The sequence below is a fragment of the Asticcacaulis excentricus CB 48 genome (assembly GCF_000175215.2).
Lineage (GTDB): Bacteria > Pseudomonadota > Alphaproteobacteria > Caulobacterales > Caulobacteraceae > Asticcacaulis > Asticcacaulis excentricus.
In genome coordinates this window covers 1,697,641-1,721,458 of record NC_014816.1, presented here as the reverse complement: position 1 = coordinate 1,721,458, position 23,818 = coordinate 1,697,641, and the positions used below count along the sequence as shown (strand labels likewise).

At 60.6% G+C, this 23,818-nt stretch carries 23 protein-coding genes; 9 read left to right on the top strand and 14 right to left on the bottom strand.

What is annotated here, in order from left to right:
• Positions 1 to 18: 18 nt before the first annotated feature.
• Positions 19 to 1,362: an alpha/beta hydrolase gene (locus ASTEX_RS07935; protein WP_013479091.1), complete on the top strand. Its 1,344-nt coding sequence runs from the start codon at positions 19 to 21 to the stop codon at positions 1,360 to 1,362.
• Here ASTEX_RS07935 and hisN read toward each other — a convergent pair whose 3' ends face one another.
• The 8 genes from hisN to ubiA form a co-directional block, all read right to left on the bottom strand.
• Complete coding sequence (hisN, locus tag ASTEX_RS07930; protein WP_013479090.1) at positions 1,363 to 2,190, bottom strand: histidinol-phosphatase; 828 nt, start codon at positions 2,188 to 2,190, stop codon at positions 1,363 to 1,365.
• 73 nt (positions 2,191 to 2,263) lie between these two features.
• The gene (locus ASTEX_RS07925) at positions 2,264 to 2,656 is read right to left on the bottom strand and encodes a helix-turn-helix domain-containing protein (RefSeq protein WP_085930442.1); all 393 of its coding nucleotides are present in this window, start codon (positions 2,654 to 2,656) and stop codon (positions 2,264 to 2,266) included.
• 81 nt (positions 2,657 to 2,737) lie between these two features.
• A complete protein-coding gene (locus tag ASTEX_RS07920) occupies positions 2,738 to 5,602 on the bottom strand; it encodes a M16 family metallopeptidase (protein WP_013479088.1) in 2,865 nt (954 codons plus the stop codon).
• Between the two features lie 64 nt (positions 5,603 to 5,666).
• Positions 5,667 to 7,256: an ArnT family glycosyltransferase gene (locus ASTEX_RS07915; RefSeq protein ID WP_013479087.1), complete on the bottom strand. Its 1,590-nt coding sequence runs from the start codon at positions 7,254 to 7,256 to the stop codon at positions 5,667 to 5,669.
• A gap of 60 nt (positions 7,257 to 7,316) precedes the next feature.
• Positions 7,317 to 7,655, bottom strand: a complete 339-nt coding sequence (locus ASTEX_RS07910; protein WP_013479086.1) for a VOC family protein — start codon at positions 7,653 to 7,655, stop codon at positions 7,317 to 7,319.
• Positions 7,652 to 8,296 carry a class I SAM-dependent methyltransferase gene (locus ASTEX_RS07905; RefSeq protein WP_013479085.1) on the bottom strand — a complete coding sequence of 215 codons (645 nt, stop codon included), beginning with the start codon at positions 8,294 to 8,296 and terminating at the stop codon, positions 7,652 to 7,654. The genes ASTEX_RS07910 and ASTEX_RS07905 overlap by 4 nt, the downstream gene beginning before the upstream one ends.
• Complete coding sequence (locus tag ASTEX_RS07900; protein ID WP_013479084.1) at positions 8,293 to 9,090, bottom strand: DUF3298 and DUF4163 domain-containing protein; 798 nt, start codon at positions 9,088 to 9,090, stop codon at positions 8,293 to 8,295. Before ASTEX_RS07900 ends, ASTEX_RS07905 begins: the two co-directional genes overlap by 4 nt.
• Positions 9,091 to 9,117: 27 nt before the next feature.
• Positions 9,118 to 10,044 (bottom strand): 4-hydroxybenzoate octaprenyltransferase, encoded by a 927-nt coding sequence (gene ubiA / locus ASTEX_RS07895; protein WP_013479083.1) that lies wholly within the window; start codon positions 10,042 to 10,044, stop codon positions 9,118 to 9,120.
• 220 nt (positions 10,045 to 10,264) lie between these two features.
• On the opposite strand from ubiA, the gene ASTEX_RS07890 reads away from it, so the two are divergent.
• The 3 genes from ASTEX_RS07890 to ASTEX_RS07880 are packed head-to-tail and all read left to right on the top strand — an operon-like array spanning position 10,265 to position 12,002.
• Positions 10,265 to 10,630, top strand: a complete 366-nt coding sequence (locus ASTEX_RS07890) for a PadR family transcriptional regulator (RefSeq protein ID WP_013479082.1) — start codon at positions 10,265 to 10,267, stop codon at positions 10,628 to 10,630.
• Between the two features lie 5 nt (positions 10,631 to 10,635).
• Positions 10,636 to 11,202 carry a DUF1700 domain-containing protein gene (locus ASTEX_RS07885; RefSeq protein ID WP_013479081.1) on the top strand — a complete coding sequence of 189 codons (567 nt, stop codon included), beginning with the start codon at positions 10,636 to 10,638 and terminating at the stop codon, positions 11,200 to 11,202.
• A gap of 17 nt (positions 11,203 to 11,219) precedes the next feature.
• A complete protein-coding gene (locus tag ASTEX_RS07880) occupies positions 11,220 to 12,002 on the top strand; it encodes a GIN domain-containing protein (RefSeq protein WP_013479080.1) in 783 nt (260 codons plus the stop codon).
• A 301-nt stretch (positions 12,003 to 12,303) separates the two neighbouring features.
• On the opposite strand, the gene ASTEX_RS07875 is transcribed toward ASTEX_RS07880, so the two are convergent.
• Positions 12,304 to 12,873: a hypothetical protein gene (locus ASTEX_RS07875; protein ID WP_013479079.1), complete on the bottom strand. Its 570-nt coding sequence runs from the start codon at positions 12,871 to 12,873 to the stop codon at positions 12,304 to 12,306.
• Between the two features lie 134 nt (positions 12,874 to 13,007).
• Between ASTEX_RS07875 and ASTEX_RS07870 the strand changes: the two genes are divergently transcribed.
• Positions 13,008 to 13,370 carry a VOC family protein gene (locus tag ASTEX_RS07870; protein ID WP_013479078.1) on the top strand — a complete coding sequence of 121 codons (363 nt, stop codon included), beginning with the start codon at positions 13,008 to 13,010 and terminating at the stop codon, positions 13,368 to 13,370.
• On the opposite strand, the gene ASTEX_RS07865 is transcribed toward ASTEX_RS07870, so the two are convergent.
• Both ASTEX_RS07865 and ASTEX_RS07860 read right to left on the bottom strand, forming a co-directional pair.
• Complete coding sequence (locus ASTEX_RS07865; protein ID WP_013479077.1) at positions 13,363 to 14,724, bottom strand: ATP-binding protein; 1,362 nt, start codon at positions 14,722 to 14,724, stop codon at positions 13,363 to 13,365. The two genes, ASTEX_RS07870 and ASTEX_RS07865, sit on opposite strands and share 8 nt — an antisense overlap.
• A gap of 135 nt (positions 14,725 to 14,859) precedes the next feature.
• Complete coding sequence (locus ASTEX_RS07860) at positions 14,860 to 15,561, bottom strand: response regulator (protein WP_013479076.1); 702 nt, start codon at positions 15,559 to 15,561, stop codon at positions 14,860 to 14,862.
• A 234-nt stretch (positions 15,562 to 15,795) separates the two neighbouring features.
• On the opposite strand from ASTEX_RS07860, the gene ASTEX_RS07855 reads away from it, so the two are divergent.
• Positions 15,796 to 17,118, top strand: coding sequence for a NupC/NupG family nucleoside CNT transporter (locus ASTEX_RS07855; protein ID WP_013479075.1), 1,323 nt, complete (start codon positions 15,796 to 15,798; stop codon positions 17,116 to 17,118).
• 70 nt (positions 17,119 to 17,188) lie between these two features.
• Here ASTEX_RS07855 and ASTEX_RS07850 read toward each other — a convergent pair whose 3' ends face one another.
• From ASTEX_RS07850 to ASTEX_RS07840, 3 genes are all read right to left on the bottom strand, one after another.
• Complete coding sequence (locus ASTEX_RS07850) at positions 17,189 to 17,677, bottom strand: hypothetical protein (RefSeq protein ID WP_013479074.1); 489 nt, start codon at positions 17,675 to 17,677, stop codon at positions 17,189 to 17,191.
• A 96-nt stretch (positions 17,678 to 17,773) separates the two neighbouring features.
• The gene (locus ASTEX_RS07845; RefSeq protein WP_013479073.1) at positions 17,774 to 18,532 is read right to left on the bottom strand and encodes an NAD kinase; all 759 of its coding nucleotides are present in this window, start codon (positions 18,530 to 18,532) and stop codon (positions 17,774 to 17,776) included.
• A gap of 49 nt (positions 18,533 to 18,581) precedes the next feature.
• Entirely contained in the window at positions 18,582 to 19,637 is a 1,056-nt protein-coding gene (locus ASTEX_RS07840) for a DUF2336 domain-containing protein (protein WP_144004635.1), read from the bottom strand.
• Between the two features lie 167 nt (positions 19,638 to 19,804).
• Between ASTEX_RS07840 and ASTEX_RS07835 the strand changes: the two genes are divergently transcribed.
• The 3 genes from ASTEX_RS07835 to ASTEX_RS19885 all read left to right on the top strand — a co-directional run bounded on the left by ASTEX_RS07835 (position 19,805) and on the right by ASTEX_RS19885 (position 23,778).
• Complete coding sequence (locus tag ASTEX_RS07835) at positions 19,805 to 21,181, top strand: hypothetical protein (RefSeq protein WP_049781639.1); 1,377 nt, start codon at positions 19,805 to 19,807, stop codon at positions 21,179 to 21,181.
• A 138-nt stretch (positions 21,182 to 21,319) separates the two neighbouring features.
• On the top strand, positions 21,320 to 22,693 hold the full coding sequence (locus tag ASTEX_RS07830) for a hypothetical protein (RefSeq protein ID WP_144004634.1): 1,374 nt from the start codon (positions 21,320 to 21,322) through the stop codon (positions 22,691 to 22,693).
• Positions 22,693 to 23,778 carry a D-Ala-D-Ala carboxypeptidase family metallohydrolase gene (locus ASTEX_RS19885; protein ID WP_013479069.1) on the top strand — a complete coding sequence of 362 codons (1,086 nt, stop codon included), beginning with the start codon at positions 22,693 to 22,695 and terminating at the stop codon, positions 23,776 to 23,778. The genes ASTEX_RS07830 and ASTEX_RS19885 overlap by 1 nt, the downstream gene beginning before the upstream one ends.
• Positions 23,779 to 23,818: the final 40 nt, after the last annotated feature.

The window sequence follows — 23,818 nt, the reverse complement described above, 5'->3', positions numbered from 1 at the left end:
CTGTTTGAGACTGCACCCGTGACACGCATTGCTTCCCTGTCCACCGCGGCCCCGCTGATGGCGATACCGGAATACCGGCCGCCCGAAGGGGGCGTGGGTGAATGGTTCCGCGGTGCGGGGGGGCTGCGTCTGCGGCTGGGCTTCTGGCATCCGAAGGGACCGGCGCGCGGCACGGTCTTCGTCAGCCCCGGCCGGGCCGAGCCGATTGAAAAATATTATGAGGTCGTCACTGACCTTCTGGAGCGGCGGTTTTGTGTGGTCGTGCACGACTGGCGCGGGCAGGGGTTATCGGCGCGTTTGCTGCCCGACCGTCTGAAAGGTCATGCGCGCTCCGAAGACGAATTTCTCGACGATTATCAACGCCTGCTGGATGGCTTTGAGGACCGCGCGCCCAAGCCGTGGGTGATGCTGGGCCATTCTATGGGGGCGGCGCTCAATCTGGCGACCCTGACGCGTGGTGAGGAGCGGTTCAGCGCGGCCGTCTTCATCAATCCGATGCTGCGCATCAAGACGGGCAAGCACTCCCTGTGGTCGGTGATGTTCCAGACCGACTGGAAGGTCAAACACGGTCAGGCCAGCGAATATGTGCCGGAACTGTTTGACGATCCGTTTGAGCACACCTTCGAAGAAGACGCCCTGACCCACGATGCAGCGCGCTATAATCTGTGGCGCGAGCAACTGTTTGCCTGCCCGCATCTGGCGGTGGGGACGCCGACCTGGGGCTGGCTTTTGTTTGCGCTGCGCATCGGCGATACCCTGCTCAAGGATAAGGGCAAGGTGCTGAAAAAGGTGCGCACGCCGGTGTCGGTGGTGATCTCCAGCGACGATAGCCTGATGATGAAGCAGCCGACCAAGGCCTTCGTCAAGAAACTGGCCAAGGGGCGTTGCGTCGAAATCGCGGGCGCTGATCATGAAATCCTGATGGAGATGGACGCGTATCGCCGCGCCTTCTGGGCCGAATTTGATGAGCAGGTCAGCTTCAACCTGCCCTCCGAGGCTCTACCGAGCGCGTCTGTTATTTCATCTGTGGCAGAGGTCCCGGTGGCCGAAGTTACGGTGAGCGAACCGGTCCTGCCCGCCGCTACCGAGGTGTTCGATTCGCACGTCCCCGCTGAGGCAGTGGAGGCGGTGGTTGTCGCGGAGCCCGTGGAGACGGAAGTGCGTCCGGCAACGGCACAGCCTATCTTTTTTTCCTATGAACTGAATGACATTCCCGTCTATGCGCCGCAACCGCCGCCGGAACGTCTATCGGTGCCGGAAGGCCTGCGCGCGCAGCGGGATGAGGTCGAGGTCGCGGACTGGGAAGAGGCCCCAACGGAGGCCGCCGAAGAGACTCCGGCTGACGTTAGCGCCAAACCGTAATCAGTGCGCCTCGGCGGGCTTGGAAGCGGGCGACAGGTGACCTATGGCGGCCTCGAGCACCGCGCGTGAACCGGCGGCCATGACCTGACCGCCATAAGGCCCCACAGGCGTACCCGCCCAGTCGGTCACGACGCCCCCGGCATTTTCAATCACCGGAATGATGGCGTCGATGTCCCAAGCCTTGAGCCCCGTTTCCAGCGCGCCGTCCATCGTGCCCTGCGCCACCATGGCGAAGGCGTAGGCGTCGCAGCCATAGCGCATCAGCTTGGCCGCTTTGCGCAAGGCGGTAAAGGCCGGTTCTTCGTCGTTCGAATAGAGGTGGGGGTCAGTGGTGGCCAGAACGGCCTGACTCAGCGACGCGCAGTCGCGTACCCGGAGCGGCGTCGATCCTGAGGGCGTGATCAGACGCGAGCCCAGAGGCGAGCCGAGGAAGATTTCCTTGAGAAAAGGCTGGGCGATGACGCCCATAATCGGGCGACCCTTGTGGCGCAGACCGATCAGCGTGGTCCACAATGGCAGGCCAGAGATAAAGGCGCGCGTGCCGTCGATCGGGTCCAACACCCACACATAGTTGGCTTCGGCGCGAACCGTGCCGTATTCTTCGCCGATAATGCCGTGATCGGGATATTCGGCCTCGATCAGGGCGCGGATAGCGCGTTCGGCCCCCTTGTCGGCTTCGGTCACGGGATCAAAACCGCTCGAATGGCCGGGTTTACTTACCTCACCCAGTTCGACGGAACGGAACAGCGGCAGGGCCACGCCCGCCGCTGCCTCCGCCAGACGAAGGATAAAGGCTTCCAGAGTTTCGAGTTCGGCTGAAAACGCCATTGACCACCTTGCGCGCATTGAATCGGTCGCATGTGTAGGCGTCCGCCGGGCGGAACTCAAGACGGAAGACAGATCAGGCCGCGGTTTCGGTTTCGGTGTTCAGCGACTTAGCCAGATCGAGCAGACGGCGGCGCGGACGCTCCGACAGACGGTAATAGGCCTGAATGAGGTCGAGCGTTTCCTTGCGCGAAAACACTTCGATGCCTTCGTTCTGCACGGCGGCCACTTCGGTCGTGTTGTCTTCGAGGCCGTCGTAGAAATACGTCACTGGAGTTTCCAGCGCCTTGGCGAGCTGGAACAGGCGGGCGGCGGAGATGCGGTTGGCCCCGCACTCATATTTCTGGATTTGCTGGAAGCGGATGCCGACGGCCAGGGCCAGTTGCTGTTGGGTCAGACCAAGCAGGCGGCGGCGGCGGCGCAGACGCTTGCCCAGGTGAAGGTCGATATCGTTAGCCATGTGAGTTATCCCTCGTTCTATCTGTAAGCGTGCCGTTCCGGGACGGTTCGCCTGTGAGGGTTCAAATGGCGTGCCAGCGTTATGAGTGCGTTATGAGGACTTCGAGTCGCCTTTCGGCACAGGTAACACCACCGTCTTCAAGGCCTTTGCCGGATCTAGATAGCGTTTGGCTAAGTCCTGAAGGTCGGCGGGGGTTAGGCTGTTCAGCATGTTCTGACGTTTTAGCACGTAGTCACGCTGTCCGGCATTGGCGTCGATGCCGGACAGGGCCGCCAACCAGTAGCCGTTATTGCGATCCTCTTCGGCCATGCGGCGCAACAGCAACTGACGCCCGCGCAGCAGTTCGTCATCGGTCACCGGCGCGGTTTTCAACCCGTCGATCAGGCTGAGGAAGCCGGTATAGAAGCTGCTCTCGGCCCCCGGATAGAGTTGCACCGTGGCCGATAGATAGCCGAAGGCTTTAAATCCTGTGGAGGGCACATGGCGGGCCAGAGGGACATAGGTGGTGCCGGTTTCGGCACGCCCGGCCTCATAGTGGCGCAGGCTCAGGACCTCAGCCAGCAGGTCGAGACCCAGACCGGTCTTCGGGTCGCTGTAGCGGTCGGTAGTGGGGAAGGCGATCATCATAAGTGCCTGTTCGGGGCTGCCCTGGTGATAAAGGGTCTTGTAGAGGCCTGCGGTCGGGAAGCGAGCCGTCTCGCCTCCATCGGGTGCGGGAGTATAGTGGGCTGGAAGGGGCGGCAGGACGCCGAAGGTGGCATCCAACGCCGGGCGAGCCTGTTCTGGCGTGATGTCACCAACAATGACGATTTCCAACGGGGTGTCGCGCAACGAATTGCGGATCAGTGCCGCGATACGGTCATTGCCGAGGCTCTGCATGTCGGCCTGCGACATCGGCGTCAGGCGTGCATCGCCATCATAGACCAGCCGCGGCAGGTGCATGGCCATGACCCCCGACGGGTTGGTCGAGGCGAAGGTATAGTAGGCCGGCATCGAGTGGCGCAGACGCTCCAGATAGGCCGGATCGAAGGCGGCGTCTGAGTAGAAGGCGCGCAGCAACTGCATTTCGCGCGCAAAATCGTGCGGTGTGCTTTGCCCTATCAGGACGGCCGCGTCTTCGGTCAGGCGGTAGGCGAGGTCGAAATTCATGCCCGCCAGCGATTCTTCGATCTCGCTGGCTGACATGTTTTTCAGGCCACCCTGAAAAATATCGTAGAAGTTCAGGGCGAAGGCCGCATCCGGTGTTTTGGGCGACAAACGCTTAAGCCCGCCGAGGGCGCGCACACTGACCATCACCGACCCGGCTTGCAGCTTTGACGGCTTGATCGTCACCTTTACGCCATTGGCATAGGTCAGGCGCGTTGTGCCCAGCGCCGTATCCTGTTCGGTGCGGACCGGCGCGACCGGTGCGCCGAAATCGGCATAGGCCCAGGCCTTGGCCGTTTCGGCTTCCGGTGCGGCGACGGGTAAGTTTTTCAGCGCAGCATACGTCTTCTCGAGGGCTGTGGTATCCAGCCCGGCCACCGGGGCGGGGCCGCTGACCGAAATCAGCGGGCCATCGCGCTGCATCAGCGCCTTGATATAACTATTGACCGCATCACGCGACAGTTCGGGCTTGAGGTCCAGATAGAATTGCAGATCCTGCGCCGGGGAATTGATCACGTAGCGATCACCGATAGACCCCGCTATCATGTCGGCTATCCACTCGTTTGAGCGTGTGGCGGCGCTGTCGGCGCGCTGACGCAGCCCGGCTTCATAATCGGCGGCGGCGCGGGCAAATTCCGCGTCGCTGAAGCCGTATTCGCCGACCTGCCGCGACAGGGTCAGGGCCTCGTTAAGGGCCTTTTGCGTTTCACCGGGTTTGGGCATAACCATCAGGCTGAGGCTTTCGCCGGTTCGCTGAAAGGACTGACGGTTGAGACCAGCGCGGGCAAAGGCGCTATCCGGGCGGGCGGCGACGCGCTCCAGCCGGTTGTCGAGCGCGGCCAGCGCCAGATGCTCACGCATCATGTCGCGCACCGCCTCACGGTTCTGAAAGCGCGTTTCGGCGGGTTTAAGCCAGGCGATATCGATGATCTCCGGCAGGCCGGGCTCGAAATAGGTGGTGCCGCGCGGTCCTTTGGGTGTGTAGGCGCCGGCATCGCGCGCCGCCGGGGCTGGGGCCTTGGCCTTCCACGCACTGAACGTCTTTTCGATACGTTTTTCCAGCGCGGCGGCGTCGATGTCACCCACAATGATCAAGGTGGCGCGCTCAGGGCGGTAATTGGTGTCATAGAAGCGGCGGACCTGTTCGCGCGGCGTGTAGAGCACGATGTCGCGCAGACCCTTTTGCGGTCGTTCTGGGAGGAGTTGACCGGCAAAGGCGGTGCGCAACCACTCGTCATACCGGCGCCGCACCGGCTGATCGGCATTGTTTAGTTGCGTGACCACCAGCGCGCGGTCGCGCTGATCCGCCGTTTCGGGGAAGGTCAAACCGAAGGCCATGTCCGACATCACCGTGAAACCGGTATCGAGCGTCGCCGCATCATTGCGTGGCAAGGCGATTTGATAGCTGGTTTCGCCTTCCTCGGTCAGGGTCTGCTGACCCGCCCCCATCTGGATGCCCTGACGCTCAAGCTGCCGGAACAGGTCGCCGTCGGGGTAGTGGGTCGAACCCGAAAAGGCCATAAAGGTGATGAGGTAGGAGATGCCGCTCTCTTCGTCGGCCTCATCCAGCGGTCCGGCCCCGATGCGCAGGCGCATGACCATCTTCCCCGGCTGAGCGGCGTTGGGATAGAGGACATAGGTCATGCCATTGGACAGGCGGCCAAAGCGTGCCTGTGGATCGACGGGGAGGTCGGAATAGAGGTGTGCGAACTGTGCACCCGGCGCTCCGGCTTTCAAGGGCTCGGCTATCGCCGCGCCGTTCAGCCCAACCACCAGCATTACGCCCACTGCCAAAGCCTTCAGTGTCATCCGTAGCTCCTCGATATGCAGAAGACCTTATCAGGCTTTAGGGCCTTTTAAAGACGGCACGCGCTTAAGATGAGGAAGAAGCGGTCGGTTTCAGCCGGGGCTGGCAGGGCACCATTTTGAAAGGCACATTGCGCGCTTCGCATGCGGCGCGAGTTAGGGGTTGATGGTAAGTCAGCGGGGCGATCCACATAAAGCCCGCTGCGGCCCCGATACAGACAACCCCCAGCGCGTAGTCCTTGTGCTTTTCGATCCGGGCAAAGCGGCTTTTCAGCACCTGATAGAGCAGGGGCAGAAGCATAAAGCTTAGCAGCAGGCCCGCAAAATAGTGGTAGATATACATGACCCGCTGCGTGCCGAGCCAGATGTGGACTAGCATGAAGACGACCCACATGCCGACGATTGCCGCCGCTATGTCCATATCGTGCGTATCGAGCCACGGCTTTTTCTGGAAGGTTCGCTGTGCCAGAAGCACCAGAGTGGCTAGCAACGCCAGCCCGCCCAGCGTCCAGTTGAACAGGTTGCCGGCCATCTGCACATAGCTGGTACGGCCATTGTGGGCGTCCCAGCGATAGGTAATGTTCTTGTGCATCAGCGGCCACAGAGCCGGGTTCGAACCGTTCTTTTCCGTTTTGACAATGCCGGTGAAGTCATTGTTCATGAAGCGGAAATAGCCGTTTGTGGCATCGTAGAGCACCTGCGGCGTCAGCGGGCCGCGCTTTTCCAGCCACGCCTTGTAAGGCTCGGTGATGAAGGGGGCGTCCTTGCGTCCGGCATCGCTTTTGAAATCCGGTGCCACCGGGTTGAGCACGGTGTGCAGCACAAAGATCGAGACCGTGATAGCGGCAAAGCTGGCGGAAACGGCCACGGCCTTGGCGGCGATATGGCCGATCGCGCGGTCCATCGGCCAGCGGCTGCGGCTTAGGTCGCGGAGGGCGGTAAAAGCCGGAAGCGCCAGCAGGACGATCGTATTGACCTTGACCATAAAGCTGAGGCCGATCAGCGCCCCGAACAGTGCCGCCTGCTTCCAACTGTCCTTTTGCGGATCACAGAAGGCGCGTAGCCATACCAGTATGCCGCCCAGCGCAAAGGTAATCTGAAACGGATCGAGATGCCCGGCGCGAAATTGCACAATCAGCGCGTTTTCAAACACGTAGAGCAGGCTGAAGATGGCGGCGGAAAAGGCTTCGCGCGTTATCGTCAGGCAGATCAGATAGAACAGAACGGCTCCAGCCGCGCCGAACAGGCCCCCCATCAGGCGCACGCCGGTAAAGCTGTAGCCTTTGGGGATTTTGCGGGTGTCGGTCTTTTTGACCTCAGCCAGAAAACGACTGTCGGCGTTTTTGGCGTCTCCGACAAGATCGCGCCCGACCTTCATCAGCATGAAGCCCAGAGGTGGATGCGAGGCGTAGGAGGCGATGTGGCCTTCGTAGCGTTCCAGCGCCGTGACGTAGTAGCTTTCGTCCCAAAAGGCACTGGGCGGATCATTGAGGTCGCGCGCAAAGTTGAAGCAGGCCAGACAGAGGACGGCAAATCCCATAAGCCAGCGCATAACGGGTTCGCGCCCCAGAGCCTGCATCAGAGAGTCGTCGCCCCATTTGCCGCGGCGGATTTGCGTCCAGCGGGTTTTGACGTCGGCAAGCAGGGTGTCGGTCATTTCAATACGCGCGAGTGGGGCCCCGGCCCTTATGGCAAGCCGGGGCAGGGGCGGCAACCCCTATTTGTCGCTCCATACGCCCAGTTCATTGCCCGACGGATCGGTGAAATGAAAACGCCGGCCACCGGGGAAGCTGAAGATATCCTGCGTGAGGTGTCCGCCCGCGGCGACAACCGTGTCGCGTGACGCTTCGAGGTTTTCAGAATAGAGGATAACCAGCGGCTTTACCGGCCCGTTATCGGCGTCGAAACCGCCATCCAGACCGGCCTCGGACAGGGCGGCATAGGTTGGGCCGTAATCAATAAAGGTCCAGCCAAACGCCTGATGGTAGAAGGCTTTGGTTTCGGGCAGGGCGGTGGCCTGCCATTCAACATAGTCGATTTTGTGATGTTTGCTCATATCAGGCTCCAGACGCTGGCGGGTTTCACCGCGCGGTCTTCGATTTGGGTGTCGGTATGGATGTCGAAGGTCGCCAGTCGCGCAAACCCTTCGCCGGGGAAGTAGTTGCGGTGAGGGTCGCCAACATAGACGGCGATACCTTGCGACCGGCCTTTGCGCAGAAATGTCAGCATGGCGGCGGTCATCGACTCTTCGTAGCAGATATCCCCGGCCAGGATGACATCGACGGCGGTAGGCTCGCCCGATAGCCGGTCAACGCCATCATAGATAATGTCCACGTCGTTCAGCGCCGCGTTAAGTGCCAAGGCGGCCCCGGCAAATGGGTCGATATCATTCGCGATGACCTGTGCCGCCCCCAGCTTCGCCGCCACTATGCCAACCAGCCCGGACCCGCAGGCCAGATCGAGCACGCGTTTGTCGTGGACGACGTGTGGGTTTTCCTGAAGCCACAGGCCAAGCGCCTGACCGCCCGCCCACGGAAAGGCCCAGAAGGGAGGGGGCACCCCATTTTGCGCCAGCTCGGCCTCGGTCATTTGCCAAAGCGCCGTCACCTCCGCTGCCTGATAGAGGCTTAGGTCGGGCAGAGAGGGGACCGGCAGAGGGGTGGTGTGGGCGCGGATAAACGCCGACGGTTCGTTCATTGGGTAGCTACGGGGGCCGGCACGGGTTCCCCCGAAAAATCCGCCGCATAGGCCGGGCTGATCAGGCCACGCAGCACCGCCTGCGGCACGCGGATCTGGTAGGCCCCTTCGGCATAGGGGCCGACCTCATAGGGGGCGAACAAGGCCTCGATCGCGCCGATCTTGCCAGAGGAGGTCGAAGCCACCAGCGCCAGATGGCTGTCGATCAGCTTGGGGCAGGTAAAGCCGGTGGCGGTCTGCGTCGTCGGGGTCTGATTGCGGCGCGACCGCTCAGCCTCGATCTGGCGACACAGGAAGGCGTCAGCCGCAGCGAGATCGGCATTGGGTGCGAACAATAGCCGCGCGTCGATGGCCTGTTTGGCGGTCTTGTCCCACAGCACGCTCTGATAATTGGCGTTGGGGTGCGCGCCGCCGGTAAATTCCGACTGCTCGGCATAGAGCGAGGCCAGATGCTCGGACTGCGCGGGCAGGGTCCAGGTGATCGAACGGAAATAGGGTGGCGGCTCGGAACCGGCGGCGCTCAGTTCCTTACGATCCTTGGCGGCCTGATCGCCAAAGGCCTTCAGCTCGCTCTGGCCTTCGGCATAGAGGCGGTTGTGCAGGTCCGGGAAGGCTTTGATCGCTTCGGGGAAGGTCAGCTTGACTTCGGCGTCCGGGGTTGTCTGCGCAAACTCAAGCGGTGCGGCGGCCACAGGCGGGGCGTCATCTTTGCGCGCCTCGTCCTTGCGCGAGCACGACGCCAGCGTCAGTGCGCAAAACGCGACCGTGATCAGCAGGTGCGGTCTCATCCGCATGTCTAACTCCTTAGGGTCGCCCATTGATTAAGCTGACCAGTGGCCGATCAGTATGGCCGTGACCCACAACAGGCCGGTGTCGCGATTCGCCTTGAACAGTTTCAGAAGACGCGCGTTGTCATCGATTCGCAAGGTGTTGACCTGCCAGAACAGGTGCAGACAGACGGCCGCAAGCCCGGCATACAGCGGCCAGCTCAGGCCGCCGACTATGGCCCCTATGCCGGTCAGGGCCACGGCGGCGGCGTAAAAGAGTGAAACCCCGCTTTTGCCTTTGGCCCCTAAGGCGCGGGCCGAGGATTTGACGCCGATCATGGCGTCGTCTTCTATGTCCTGATAGGCGTAGATGGTGTCGTAGCCCAGGGTCCAGAAGATCAGACCCGCGTAGAAGAGCACGGCGGCAAGGCTCAGCGTTCCCTTCATAGTGGCGACGCCCATTAGAAAGCCCCAGTTGAAGGTCAGCCCTAGCCACGCCTGAGGCCACCAGGTGATGCGCTTCATAAAGGGATAGGCGGCCACCAGCCCCAGCGACGCCACCCCCAGCCAGATGGCGGTCGGGCCCAGTTGCAGGAGGATCACAAGGCTGATCAGCGCGGAGAGGGCGACGAACAGCAACGCCTGTTTGGGGCTGATCTGTCCGGACGGGATAGGGCGCAAACGCGTGCGCTCGACCTGCGCATCGAAATCGCGATCCACAAAGTCATTATAGGCGCAGCCCGCCCCGCGCATCAAAGCGGAACCCAGCGCAAACAGGACCAGCTTATAGGCCACCTCCGGCGACAACGGATCAGCGGCACCGAAAACCAGTCCCATCGCGCCCGGCAGGAACAGCAGCCAGATACCGATGGGGCGGTCGAAACGCCCCAGTCTCAGCCACGGGCGCAGGGGGGCGGGTGCATAGAGATCAACCCAGTTGGCTTTTGGGGCATCGGGGAGGGCAAGGGGATCGTGAGTCATGTGCCCTCATTTGCGCCTTTCGCGGGCAGGTGTCGAGCCCCAAGCCGGTTCTGTGTGTGCAAGGCGGCAAGGAGGCGACTTTGACAAGCTACCTGTTGGTGATGGCTACTACATTACAAATGGTACATGTTTTAAAATGGTAGCTTGTAATAAATAGTAGCTTGTCATATACACCTCTTCATCACGGGGCGCACACGGCTCCGTCGAAAGGAAACCGGAGATGGCTGAAACCATTGACATTCAACTGAAGAAAGGCGTGCTCGGCCTGTGCGTGCTGGCGCTACTGGCCCGCAACGAGAGCTACGCCTATGAGATCGCCTCGACCCTGTCCGACGCCATCGGCATGGGCGAAGGCACCATCTATCCGCTGATGCGGCGGATGCAGACCGACGGGCTGGTCGATACGCGACTGGTCGAATCCTCATCGGGCCCGTCGCGCAAATATTATCGTCTGACCGAGGCCGGGCACGCCGCGTTGGCGGCGCAGGCCGCCGAATGGCGCGGCTTTGCCCGCAGCGTCGATGCGCTGCTCGACGCCGCACCGCCTGAGCCGCAAGCGGCTCACACCGAAACGCAAGAGGGGTAAGGGACATGACCCGCAACGAATTTATCAACCGGTTGAAGCAGGGCCTGACGGGCCTGCCCGCCGCTTCCATCGCCGATGTGGTCGCCGACTACGAAGCCCATTTCACGGACGGCGTGGCTGCCGGTCGCAGCGAAGCCGAAGTGGCATCTGCCCTGGGTGATCCAGCGCGTCTGGCGCGCGAACTGCGGGCCGAAATTGGCCTGAAACAGTGGGAAGACACCAAGTCGCCGTCTTCGGCGATCAGCGCGGTGTTCGCCGTTCTGGGGCTTGGGGCCATCGACATCCTGATCCTGCTGCCGCTGCTGATGGGCGTCATCGGCACCCTGTTTGGCTTCTTCATGAGCGCCATCGGTATCTTTATCGCCAGCGGCGTCGTCTTCGCGACCGGGGCTTTCTGGATGCCGGGCGGTGTGTTTGCTGCGCTTCTGGGCGGCGTCGGCGGGATGGCTCTGGCCGTCACCATCGCCGGCCTGACGGCTATCGTCAGCGTGTGGCTGGTCAACGGCCTCGTCTGGTACGCCCGTCTGCACTATCGCCTGCTGAAACCCGCGCTTGACGCGCAAAACGCCTGATCGGAGGAGGGAAGACCATGATGATCCGCAAACTTGCCATTATTTCCGGCTCCGCCTTCGTCCTGTCGGTCGCGTGTCTCGCCGGTGCCGCCGGCCTAGCCAGCCATGACATCGCCAAAAACGGCGGGGTGTGGACCCTGTCGGAGGCCGGTGACAAGCACATTCGTTTCATGAAAACGACCAAGACCGAAATCGCACCCACCGTGACACGCACCCTCGTCTGGAGTGGCAGTGAACAGCTCAAAATCGAAGTCCCGGCAGAGGTGGTCTACACCCAAGGGGCCACGCCTTCGGTGACCGTCAATGGCCCTAAGGCCCTGACCGACCGGGTGCGTCTTGAAAACGGCCGCCTCTATTTGGCCGACGGGGCAGATGTTGAAAAAGTGGTGCAGTTCCGCTTCGGGCCGGGTCATATCGAAGCCCACGCCAGCGACGAACTGAAGATCGTTATCACCGCACCTTCGGTGAAGGATTTCGAGATTTCCGGCTCTGGTGACCTCCGGGTCAGCGCCTATGATCAGCCAACCATTGATCTGCGCATCAGTGGCTCGGGCTCAGCCGAGGTGACAGGCAAGGCCAAGGCGCTGAAGCTCGACATCACCGGCGCGGGCGAAGCCGACCTGTCCGGCCTCAGCGTCGAAGACGCCGATGTCAGCATCTCTGGCTCAGGGGATGCCACCATCGCCCCGACCGGCAAGGTCAAGGTCGATGTGTCGGGTTCGGGCAATGTCGATCTGCAAACCCGTCCGGCGCAGCTTGACACGCGCATCAGCGGTGCGGGCAGCGTCGAACAGGACTAAAACCGAAAAGGCCTCTCCGCTTGCACGGAGAGGCCTTATGTGTTGGCCACAAAAACACGAAAAGCCACGAAAAGTAACCGGCCCGCAGGGCCTTATACTCTTGTAGGCGCTTCGCGTTCTTTTGGTGGTTTTTGTGTTTTAAAGCGGAATGATTTCTAATGGAATCAGTCCGCTCAAGCCGCCCTTGAGGCCGCGGCCAAGGTGGCGCGAGCCACCGCCCGGCGAGGGGCTAAACAAAAATCTAGATCATTATGTTTCTACCAGAAATCATAATGATCTAGTGCTTTTCGTGGCTAAAGTCTTAAGCGCGTAGCGCGTCACGGCCTCTGGCGGCGGGTACGACGCGGGCAAAGGCGCGGGGGCCGAACAGCGTCATTTCCATGCCGGTTTCCAGTATGTCGCCACGTCTCGGCTGGCGCAGGAACAGGTCTTCGTCAGGCGTGACCACATAGAGGCCTTCGGGGGCATAGACGACCACAAGGCTTTCGTTCCGCAGGATGCCTTCGCCCCACAGCTTGAACTGCGCGTAGTATGGGGCCTGCCGCCACGAATCCGGGCGCGCCGGGTCCACATCGACATTCAGCGTCGTGCCGTTCGGTTCAAGGCGCAGGACAAAGCCCGCTATATTGGGCCGCCACAGACCATTCAGGTCATCGTGTTTCAGCCACAGACATTTGAAATCCTGACAGATTTGCGGGTGAAGTCCCCAGATGCCGCAACCGGCGTTTTCGCGGGTGTGGCTGCATAGCTTCCCGGCCTTTTTACCGACGTCCTCGACGTCATAGACCTTACAGCACAGATTGCACTCACCGCACGCCTTCAACGGGGCGCGGGAACGGGCAACCGTTCGATGCGTAGAGGCCTTGGCCATTGGGAACCTTCTGTTCTGGGCAAGCCGATCATTTTTTTCGGCTTTAGCGTGCACAATGGGCCCATATGGTCAATAAAGGGTTAGAAAACACGGTTAATTGAATCTTCAAGCCCGCCACAGAAAGGCCTGACATCATGATCGACCATATGAATCTGTTTGTGTCCGACCGCACGCAGAGCAAGCGCTTCTACGAGGCGGCCTTTGCCCCGCTGGGTTATCGGATCGTCATGGACGGGCCGTGGGGAACGGGCTTTGGCACGCACAAGCCCTATCTGTGGCTGAGCGACGGCAAACCGACGGACCATCTGCACGTGGCGGTGGTGGCCGAAACACGTGAGGCCGTGGACGCCTTCTACGCGGCAGCGATGGCGGCGGGAGGACGTGACAACGGAGCGCCCGGCATCCGCGCCCATTATCATCCGGACTATTACGGCGCCTTTGTTCTTGATCCGGACGGGCACAATATCGAAGCCGTCTGTCGCAAACCGGTTAAATAAGCGGTATGCCTATATCGGCGCGCAGGCCGCCCAGTGGGCTCTGGTCGAGGTTCAGTTCGCCGCCGTGGCTGCGCACCGTATCGCGCGCGATGGCCAGGCCGAGGCCCACGCCCTTCTTGTTCTGATTGCGTGCATCATCAAGACGTGAAAAAGGCTTGAGAGCCTCTTCGCGCTTTTCGGGCGGGATGCCGGGGCCGTCATCATCGACATAGATGTGCAGCGACTGTTTACCGCCCGGTTTATGCTCGATTTCGGCCGAGACGTGCACCTGAGTGGCGTAGTGAAAGCCGTTCATCACCAGATTAGACAGGGCGCGGCTGAGCGCCATGACTCGAATCGAGGTTTGAACGTCTTCAGACAGCGGGACAAACTCCGGCTGATGTCCGGCGCGGCGGGCACCATCCACGACGGTTTCCAGCAGAGCGTTGACCGACGTGGTCTGTGGGCTTTCCTGCATTTCGCCGCGCGCAAAGGCCAGATATTCGTCGATCATATAGGCCATTTCGGAAACGTCCTGCTTCATGCGTTCATTCGCCGGATCGGGCGGGGCCATGGCCAGTTCCAGCTTCAAGCGCGTCAAGGGCGTGCGCAGATCGTGGCTGACCGAGGCGAGAAGCGTGGTGCGTTGTTCGATATAACGCTGAATGCGCGACTTCATCTTGAGGAAGTTCTGTGCCGCCGCCCGCACTTCGGCCGCACCATAGGGCTTGAAGTTGGGGTCGTCTTCCCCGCGTCCGAACTTTTCGGCCGCGACGGACAGACGCTCGATGGCGCGCACCTGATTGCGGATGAAAAGGATCGACACGGCGGTCAAAAGCAGGGTCGCGCCGGTCATCCACAGTACGAAGATATGGGCACGGGTGGCGAAAGCGCGCTCACGCGGCGCAATCACCCGGATGACACCGTCTTTCACTTTTACGCGGATATCGACGGATCCGGCATATCGGGTAGTGTCAAACCAGAAAGGGTCATCCAGTTGCTCATTGAGCGCGCGTTTCAGCGACCGGTCGAGCGCAGCCCAGGCATTGCGTCGACGGTTTTCGGGCAGAGCGCGGCCGGGCTGGTAGACGATGGACAGCTGCATCGATTTTTGCGCAGCGGCGGAGATGGTGGCCATGGTCTGCGGCGTCGGGTCGGCCTTGTAAGTATCGACGGCCCAGGCGACATCGCCGACCAGGCCTTCCGATAGCTTGGCGGTGACGGTTTCCCAGTGCATGTCGAAAAAGGCCCAGGTCACGGCCACCTGCATCAAGGCGACGGGCAGGACGATGATCAGTAGGGCGCGGCCCCACAGTGTCTTCGGGATCTTGCGCTTGATGGCCTGGGGCCAGAATTTGAGACGGGGTATGCGCATTCAATCGATCCTCCTCCCCTTGAAGGCGGGGGAGGTGGCGCAGTTGGTCTGCGCCGGAAGGGGCATGTCTTTGCGTGGTTTGCCCCACCCACCACTTCGTTGTCCTCCCTCCTCGCGAGCAGGGAGGGAGTTGCTTTAATCGGGTGCCAGCATATAGCCTTTGCCGCGCACGGTTTGCAGGTAGCGCGGGTTCTTGGGGTCCGGCTCGATCTTGCGGCGCAAGCGGGTGACCTGTACATCCACGGCGCGACCAGTAGTATCGACGCTGTCTTTTGCCAGGTCCATACGGTCAACGGGCACATTGGCGCGTTCGGCGAGGTATTTCAGAAGCTGCGCCTCTGCCTCTGTCAGGCGCACCATCGCGCCATTTCGCGTCAGTTCGGCGCGTTCCAGGTCGAAGGTGATCTGACCCATGCTGATCGTCTTCGGCAGAGCAGGCTTGACACCTGTGCGACGCAGAATGGCCTCAATCCGAAGCAAGAGTTCCTGCGGCTCAAACGGCTTCGACAAATAGTCATCCGCCCCTAAACTGAGCCCCATGATGCGGTCGTCTGGCAGGCCACGCGCCGTCAGGATGAGGATGGGAACATTGGAATGCTGCCGCACCCATTTCGACAGCGAGAAGCCATCTTCGCCCGGCATCATCACGTCGAGGATCAGGAGGTCGAAATCCAGAAGTTGTAGCATCCGCTTGGCGGCGTCGGCATGGGCGGCGGCGGTGACGCGGAAGCCCTGACGCGACAGGAACTCCTTGAGCAGGGTACGGATGCGATCATCATCGTCAACAACCAGCAGATGGCGAACGACGGCGTCATTAAGACCGGGCTGAGGGCTCACTTTATAAGTCCTGTCCTTGTTATGGGCGGCGTCTTAGGGCCGGTTTGTAGCGAGACTACAGGGGCATAGGGTGATTTGTCATCTGGATTTGTCGCCTTTTTGTCATAGCGGGTCGCGGATAGCGAAAATAGTTTCAGCCAGACGAAGAAACCGCTTGCCTTGGTTTCAAAGGTTATCGGATATTTACGGTTTGGGCGGCGCAATCGTGTGCAGAGCCGCCAGGGGATAGTGTACATGCCGTCTTACGGAATGCTAAACGTCCAGAGCATACTGGGCATTGGGATCATGCTGCTAGCCTGCTGGCTGCTCTCGGAAAACAAGAAAAAGTTTCCGGTCTTTCTGACCCTCGGTGCCATTGGGGTTCAGGTCCTTCTGGCGTTTTTATTCTTCGGTTTTCCGCAATCGCAGGCCGTCCTCGACAGCGTGAATGCTGGCGTGGACGCTCTGGCAGCTGCGACCAATCAGGGAACGCAGTTTGTTTTTGGCTATTTGGGGGGCGGTGCCCAGCCCTACACCGTGCAGGACCAGAGCGCCCTGTTCGTCTTTGCTTTTCAGGTTCTGCCGCTGATCCTTGTCATCTCGGCCCTGTCGGCGCTTTTGTGGCATTGGCACATCCTTAAATGGATCACGCAGGGCTTCGGCTTTCTGTTTCAAAAGACGATGGGCCTTGGCGGGGCTTCGGCACTGGCGGTGGCCACCAATATTTTTCTAGGCATGATCGAAAGCCCCATCGTTATTCGCGCCTATCTGTCAAAGCTGTCGCGCTCAGAAGTGTTCATGATGATGGTGGTAGGGCTGGCCACGGTGGCCGGCTCGACTATGGTCGCTTACGCCCTTATCCTCAAGGCCACCCTGCCCAATGCGGCGGGTCACGTGCTGGTCGCTTCGATCATTTCAGCTCCCGCAGGCGTGCTGTTGTCGCGCATTATCGTCCCTGAAAAAGAAGGCGAAGGCGGCGTCGTCGCCGATTACAATTCGTCGCTGAAATACGACAGCGCCATCGACGCCATTTCCAAGGGCACGGCGGACGGCCTGATGGTGGTAATGAATATTTCCGCCATCCTGATCGTCTTCGTATCTTTCGTCTCGCTGGTGAATATCCTGCTGGGAATGTTCCCGAACGTCGCGGGCGAGCCTTTATCGCTGGAACGCGGTCTGTCGGTTGTTTTTGCGCCTCTGGCGTGGATCATCGGCGTGCCGTGGGAAGAGGCGCAGAAGGCGGGTTATATCCTCGGAACCAAGTTGACCCTGACCGAATTTGTCGCCTTTCTCAAGCTGGGTGCCATTCCGGCAGAGGATATGAGCGAGCGCACGCGGATGCTGATGACCTATGCCATTTGCGGGTTCGCCAATATCGGCTCGGTTGGTATAACGGTCACGGGGCTGGGTGTGCTGATGCCTGAGCGTCGCGAAGAGGTGTTGAGTCTGGTGTGGAAGGCTTTGTTTGCCGGTTTTGTCGCCACCTGCCTTTCGGCGGCTATCATTGGGGCTTTACCGGACACCCTGTTCGGCCTCAGCGAGGTCAAGCTGGCCGCCGCAGCAGTCGTCAAGCACTGACATCAGTCCCCTGAAATGTAAAAACCCCGGTGTGAACCGGGGTTTTTCTCGTGACTAGACCGAAAGCGGTTCAGTCCTTGAACTTGTCCATATGTTCCTTAACACGGGCTTCCAGCGTTTCAGCCAGCGCTACGCCCACCGGATGGTTTTCGTCCTTGATCTTGCCGCGCACAACGGCGCGGATGGCATCAACGTGAGCGTCGATCAGAAGGCGCGGCGACTGCAAACGAATAATCTCGTCGTCCAGCATCTTGCACACCGAACCGGCGATGCGGGTGATCAGCGGATAGCCATAGGTGGTGCCGAGCCCCTTGAGGTCATGGCAGCGGAAATAGAGCTGTTCGGCGTTCTTTTCGCTGAGGCCTTCGTTACGGATGGTCTCCTGCGCTTTTTCCAGTTTGTTGACCTCATCATCCAGCCAGTTGTCGAACTGATCGGAAAGAGACGACAGGGCTTCTTCCGCCTTGGCAAGCGTGGCCGGATCAAGCGCACCCAGCTTGCCACCAACCTTGGCGCGCAAAGTGTTGGGGATCTGAATGACCTGGGCTTTTTCGGACATGACGTGGTTATTTCCGTGGTGCTGTTTTGTCAACCATACCCCAAACCCCTTTAGGAAGCCCTAATAGCCAGCTTTTTTCACCTTTGGACGGTAAAATCAGCTCGAAAACTGTTCTGTCAATACGCGTTCGTCATAGCCATTGCCGGCATCGAACAGGATGGACGCCGATAGTTCTGGGGCCTCGACGACTTCTACTTCACGGATATGGCGCACTTCGAACGTATCGGCCGAGGCCGCCACCGGGCGCTTGTCACACTCCAATACCTCAAAGCGCACCTTGGCCGAATGAGGCAGCAGAGCACCGCGCCAGCGGCGGGGGCGGAAGGCGCTGATTGGGGTCAGGGCGAGGGCCTGCGCATCGAGAGGGATGATTGGCCCGTGCGCCGACAGATTGTAAGCGGTTGAACCGGCCGGCGTCGCTACCAACGCGCCGTCGCAGATCAGTTCCTCCAGCCGCGCCTTGCCATCAATCAGAATGCGTAGTTTAGCGCTCTGATGCGTCTGGCGCAGCAGTGACACTTCGTTGAAGGCGAGTGCCTCCTGCACTTCCCCACGGCCATTGGTGGCGGTCATGCGAAGCGGGCTGATGCGTGTTTGTTCGGCGCTTTCGATGCGTGCCATCAAGTCGCTTTCACGATATTCGTTCAGCAGAAACCCGATTGAGCCCATATTCATGCCAAAGATCGGGCGCTCGTCGCGGAAATGCGCGTGCACACACTCCAGAAGCCAGCCGTCGCCGCCCAGCGCCACAATCACATCCGGGTCATTCGACTCGCCATACCGTTTGCGTAAGACCGCGCAGGCGGCCTGGGCTTCGGGGCGTTCGGAGGCGGTAAAGGCAAGTTTTAGGGGCATGAGGCAGGGTCTGAACAGCAGGAGATAGCCGTCTTAAAACGGATTTCGTTCAATGGGAATAGATCGCGCCAAGCCTTTGGCGGGCTTCGTCGGCATCGAGATCGAACAGGCCGCGCACAAAAGCCAGATGGCGCTCATTAATACGTGGGTGCCCGTCATTAAGAGCCTGAACCTGAGTCAGTATGTCGGCAAAGGCGGCCCGGTCGATCCCAGCGGCGCTCAGAAGCAGAACTAGAGGCACGGCAGAGTCCTGCGTCAGGGCGCGGTCCACGACCGCGCGGTCCAGTCCGGTCAGGCGCGACAGGCCCTCACGGAAGGCAACGAAGTCGCCGCCTTGCAGCCGGTGCAGGGTCTGCGCCGCATCGGTCGGCGGCGTGGTGTGGAAGTGCCGGGCATGCAGGCCTTCAAAGCGGCCAAGCAAGCTGGCGCGCAGGTCAGGCCCCACCAAATCGAGCAGACGGGTGGCCGCTTTGCGCGTCAGAAGGGGATGGCGCGTCAGGGGAGCGCGGAGCGCGATTTCTGTGCGAGCGCGGTCGGTCAGGGCGTCGAAGGCGGCGGCATTGAGACGCAGGTTGTGGTTGTTCAACAGCGTTGTAACCGTGACGGTGTCAGCACCCGCGATCAGGGCGTCGATGACCGGAGGGCTGAGATGGGACCGTCGCGCGATGAGGCTGGCGCAGTCGGCTGAATCCTTTAAAAGCGACAGAAGGTCGTGATCGCGCAGGACCGGCGAACGCAACAAAGCCGCGGCCCCGGCCCGCGATATACGGCACAGGGCGGCAATCAGATCCGGATCAGCCCAGTCGGCCTCAGCCAGTTCGTCGAGCACGGCTTGCGCGCTGTCTGTGGGCAGGTCGGCGATCAGCGCCTTCAGGCGCGCGACAAAGCCTGGCTGACTTTCGATCGCCAAACCAGCCTGACGCCGCGCCAGTGCGTTTAGTTGCATCAGATGCAAAAGTGTCCGCACTTGAGTTAGAGGCTGAAGACCGCTGTCAGGGCGCACGACTTCGGGTGCGTCTGCCGCAGGGGCGACGCGGTTCAGGTCGTCAGGGGCCGGTGCGACGGCGGAAATGGCAAGCCTCCGGGCGATTCGCTTAAGGTGCACAAGGTTTTAACACTTAGGGTGAAGACTTGTTTAACTCTTTCGTTCGGAGGGCCCTTTCTCTCCTCAGGCCCGTACGCTGCATTTTTGACATGTGCGTTAATGTTGTTTCAACGCTGCATCCGTAGGCTGAGGGGGATGGTGTTGTAATTAAGGCTGGTGTCAGCGGCATGTCTCAAGACATCCTTTCGACAGGGCAGGGTAGCGCAGCGGAGCCTGAACGGCTTGTGCTCGAGCGTGAGGACGCGGTGATGATCATCGAGCGCCTGCGCGAAACCCGTGTCAGTGCGCGGGGCCATGCCTTCCTGCTCAAACTTGATGCTCTGATCGTGCGGCTGGGGTCCAAATGGGACGTTAAGAGCGAACTGGTTTACGAACATCTCAAGACTGGGTTTGAGCGCCGGTTTCAGGAGCCGAACTGGTGCTTGCGCATAAATGACGACGCCTGGCTGGCCATTATCCCAACAGAAGGATCGCGGCGCGGGGCCTTGTCGGTGACTGAGATGTGGCGTGACCTGGGGAATTTCTTTGTCGGTGACGTTTCCGAAGTGCCGGTGCCTCTTTATGAGGTTCAGGTCGAGGATGTGGACCGCTTTTTACTCAATCCGATTGACCTTAAGACCTGGTTCGACCGCCCGGAAGCCGGGCCTGAGCGCGTAAAACCGATCACGGGCGAATCCACGGGTGAGGCCGTTCGCACACCCGGTCAGGGGCCGCAAATGACCAATATCCAGCGTCCGATGATGGTGGCGGCCACCGTAACTCTGGCCAATCGCACCCTGCGCATCGCATCGTCCAACGAGCCCCTGTTCGAGATGAAGAAGATGGTGATGATCGGTCACCGTCTGGAGCCACTGGTAGTAGAGGCGTCTGACAACACCCTGTTGGATCGCAAGGCACTGGCCAATATGGACTGGGGTCTGCGTGAACTGGTCGATATCACCAATATCGAGCAGGGCCTGAAAATTCTGCGCATGCGTGAGCCCGATCAGCGCAAGATGCTGATGGTCGTGCCCGCGGCCTTTTCCACCTTCGCCTCCCAACGCGCGCGTCAGAAGATCACTCACGAAGTGGCAAAGGCCGCCAATGAGATGGGGCTGAAAGTTCTGTTTGAGGTGCGTGGTCTGGACGGGGTGCCGCCCCATCGCGTTCTCGAAATTGTGTCGCTGATCAAGCCCTTCTGCATGACGGTGGTGGGGCACGTCTCTTCGGACCGCAAGGTCATCTCGGCTCTGGCCAAGTGCGGCCTGTCGGGCGTGTGCATTGAATATGATGGCGTTAAACGCGATGACGACGCGCTCAGCGAATATCTGGGGCAGCTGGCGGCTGCGGCCAAACAGGCCGCCGGTGCCTGCATGGTGCAGGGCTTTGACAGCTATCGTCAGATGGCAGTGGCGCGGCTGGCGGGCATTACGCACGCGTCTATGAAAGCGGCCGCGATGATGTCGCCGCGTGGAGCCGTCGCGACGGCCAAAACCGTTGCAGACGGTCTGGCGGTCAGCCCCGAAGGCCGCGAAAAGTTGAGTGCGCTCGAACGGCCGGAATAGGCCGTCTTTCGCGCCATTGTCTGTGACCTGAATGCGCCACTCTCCACCCTGAGGGAAGTGTCACGATTTGGTGATTGCGCTTTCGTTAATTTTGGTTAACGTCATTCCCCGGCTGTTTGTTTTTTTATAAAAATTTACATGAACGGGTGGGGTGGGGACATGCTGCTGCCGGAATCCATCGATGTCGCCGCTGGGCTGGTGTTCATCTACCTGCTGATGAGCGTGCTGGCGACGACGGCGCGCGAAGCCCTGGAGGGCTTTTTTAAAAGTCGGTCGCGCAATCTGGAGCGCGGCCTCATCGAGCTTCTGTGCAACTTGCCCAAGGGCCATTCCCTGCGCTTTGACCGTAAATCAGGCGAAAAGCTGCACGGTTTTGAATTTCTCGAAGGGTTTTATAACCACCCGCTGATCATGACGCTCTATCGCGGCCAGTATAAGCCGCCGCCGCGTCGCCGTTTTTTTGAGGGACGCAAGCTGCCTTCCTATATACCGGCGGAGCATTTTGCCTTTGTCGTACTGGACATGATCGGGGAAAAGGGCGGCCAGACCCAATCCGGACGTCTCGACCCCCAAGCCGTGCTGAACGCTACCCATAACCTCAATAATCCGCGTCTGGCCAAGGTGGTGCAACTGGCAGTCAATACCGGCGATGGCGATATGAACAAGGCGCGCGCTTTTCTCGAACAGTGGTTCAATGCCACCATGGACCGGGTGTCTGGCTGGTATCGCCATGAAACCCAAACCATCCTGTTTTGGTTCAGCCTCGTCGCCTGCGTGGTGATGAACGTCAACACGGTGGTGATTGCCGATACGCTCTATCGCTCGCCCAGCCTCCGCAAGGCGGTTGAGGCCTCGGCCCAGCAATACTATACCGACACCGCCGCAAAGGGCGTGGAGGCGACGGCCAGTCTGGATAACCCGTTGAGCCGCCTGGGCCTGCCTTTGGGGTGGAACGCCACCACCATGGACAGTATGCAGCACCTGTTCCGCTTTTGCGGCAACGACACGCCGCTGCACGATAACCGCAAATGTCCGCCCAGCAAGGAACCCCGGACACCCGCGCCGGATTTCCGGCTCGATCGTCCGGATCAGTGGTTGCACAATGCGCAGCTCGCCGTTGGGCGCACGGTCGAAATCACGACCAACGCCTATAACGGGACGCCGACGCTCGGCGACAACGCGCTGTTTAATGTGCTGCCGATGGTGGCGCTGATTTCAGGCTGGGTGATGACGGCCTTTGCCGTGACGCTGGGCGCGCCCTTCTGGTTCGACGTGCTGAGCAAGCTGATGACGGTGCGCTCGACCTTCAAAGGGGGCGCGCCACCGCCGGCTTCGACCTTCACGCCGCTCCAGCCTTTCGCGGATGAGACGTCAATGCGCGTCATCACCCTGCCGACTTCATCTGCCGTGACCACAACCGCGGTCGCCCCGGCGCTGGCAGCGGTTCCGGCTCAGGTGGTCGAGGCCGACGACGCCTTGCCCGATCCGTCGCTGCGGCCGAGGGATTACTGATGATTACGGCGGACACGCTCAAAGCCCTGTCGCCGCAGGCCAATGCAACGCGAATATCCGTCTATGCTCCGGCACTAGAAGCCGCGCGGGACGAATACGGCATCGACACGCCGCGGCGGGTAGCGCACTTCATGGCGCAACTGTCGCATGAGTGCGATAACTTCCGCGCACTGGTCGAAAACCTGAACTACAGCGCCCAGGGTCTTTACAAGACCTTCCCTAAGCGCGTCGGCTCTCTGGAGAATGCCCAGCGACTGGTCAATGAGGGCAAGGCGGCCATTGCCGAAGCCATCTATGGCAACCGTCCGGAATTGGGCAATGTCGAACCCGGCGACGGCTTTCGCTATATCGGGCGCGGTTTTATTATGATTACCGGGCGGGCCAATTATAAGCGCTACGGCGAACTGACGGGCTTGCCGTTGGTCGAGCAGCCGCAAAAGCTGGAAGAGGCCGAGACGGCGGCGCGCGCCTCCGGGGCCTTTTGGCGCGCCAAAAACCTCAATGCCCTAGCCGATGCCGATGATCTTGTAGGCATTACACGCATCATCAATGGAGGTACCAACGGCCTTGATCATCGTAAGGCGCTGTATGAACGCGCCAAACAGGTGTGGCCGGAGCCGGTCCTGCCGCCCAGCTATCCCGGCTATACGCCGCTCAGCCAGTATTTCACGCTCGAAGAACTGACCCAATCGGACATCGCTGAGCGCAACGGTATAGAAAACATGCCGACACCTGAGCATCTGAATAATCTCAAGGACACGGCGCAGCGCATGGACAAGGTGCGCGCGCTTCTCGGGCAGCCCATAACTGTGCGCAGTGGCTATCGCGGTCCGGCACTCAATGCGAAAATTGGCGGCTCGAAGACCAGCGCCCACATGATTGGCCGGGCGGTGGATTTTGTGTCGCAGCGCTTTGGCACGCCTCTCGATATCTGCCGCAAGATCATGGCCAGCGATATCGTCTTCGATCAGTTGATCTATGAGGGGACATGGGTGCATATCGGCTTTTCCGACACGCCGCGCCGGCAGGCCCTTCGCGCCGATTTTAGCGTGACGCCGACGGCCTATCGTCCGCTGGTGCTGTAGCCTTTTTTCGCAATTCTGAGAAAAAGGGCGGGGATACACC

Bases quoted from the DNA above. Each gene is read 5' to 3' on its own strand.
- hisN (WP_013479090.1), bottom strand. From the start codon at position 2,190: ATGGCGTTTTCAGCCGAACTCGAAACTCTGGAAGCCTTTATCCTTCGT.
- ASTEX_RS07920 (WP_013479088.1), bottom strand. From the start codon at position 5,602: ATGACACTGAAGGCTTTGGCAGTGGGCGTAATGCTGGTGGTTGGGCTG.
- ASTEX_RS07915 (WP_013479087.1), bottom strand. From the start codon at position 7,256: ATGACCGACACCCTGCTTGCCGACGTCAAAACCCGCTGGACGCAAATC.
- ASTEX_RS07910 (WP_013479086.1), bottom strand. From the start codon at position 7,655: ATGAGCAAACATCACAAAATCGACTATGTTGAATGGCAGGCCACCGCC.
- ASTEX_RS07905 (WP_013479085.1), bottom strand. From the start codon at position 8,296: ATGAACGAACCGTCGGCGTTTATCCGCGCCCACACCACCCCTCTGCCG.
- ASTEX_RS07900 (WP_013479084.1), bottom strand. From the start codon at position 9,090: ATGCGGATGAGACCGCACCTGCTGATCACGGTCGCGTTTTGCGCACTG.
- ubiA (WP_013479083.1), bottom strand. From the start codon at position 10,044: ATGACTCACGATCCCCTTGCCCTCCCCGATGCCCCAAAAGCCAACTGG.
- ASTEX_RS07890 (WP_013479082.1), top strand. From the start codon at position 10,265: ATGGCTGAAACCATTGACATTCAACTGAAGAAAGGCGTGCTCGGCCTG.
- ASTEX_RS07885 (WP_013479081.1), top strand. From the start codon at position 10,636: ATGACCCGCAACGAATTTATCAACCGGTTGAAGCAGGGCCTGACGGGC.
- ASTEX_RS07880 (WP_013479080.1), top strand. From the start codon at position 11,220: ATGATGATCCGCAAACTTGCCATTATTTCCGGCTCCGCCTTCGTCCTG.
- ASTEX_RS07875 (WP_013479079.1), bottom strand. From the start codon at position 12,873: ATGGCCAAGGCCTCTACGCATCGAACGGTTGCCCGTTCCCGCGCCCCG.
- ASTEX_RS07870 (WP_013479078.1), top strand. From the start codon at position 13,008: ATGATCGACCATATGAATCTGTTTGTGTCCGACCGCACGCAGAGCAAG.
- ASTEX_RS07865 (WP_013479077.1), bottom strand. From the start codon at position 14,724: ATGCGCATACCCCGTCTCAAATTCTGGCCCCAGGCCATCAAGCGCAAG.
- ASTEX_RS07855 (WP_013479075.1), top strand. From the start codon at position 15,796: ATGCCGTCTTACGGAATGCTAAACGTCCAGAGCATACTGGGCATTGGG.
- ASTEX_RS07850 (WP_013479074.1), bottom strand. From the start codon at position 17,677: ATGTCCGAAAAAGCCCAGGTCATTCAGATCCCCAACACTTTGCGCGCC.
- ASTEX_RS07845 (WP_013479073.1), bottom strand. From the start codon at position 18,532: ATGCCCCTAAAACTTGCCTTTACCGCCTCCGAACGCCCCGAAGCCCAG.
- ASTEX_RS07835 (WP_049781639.1), top strand. From the start codon at position 19,805: ATGTCTCAAGACATCCTTTCGACAGGGCAGGGTAGCGCAGCGGAGCCT.
- ASTEX_RS07830 (WP_144004634.1), top strand. From the start codon at position 21,320: ATGAACGGGTGGGGTGGGGACATGCTGCTGCCGGAATCCATCGATGTC.
- ASTEX_RS19885 (WP_013479069.1), top strand. From the start codon at position 22,693: ATGATTACGGCGGACACGCTCAAAGCCCTGTCGCCGCAGGCCAATGCA.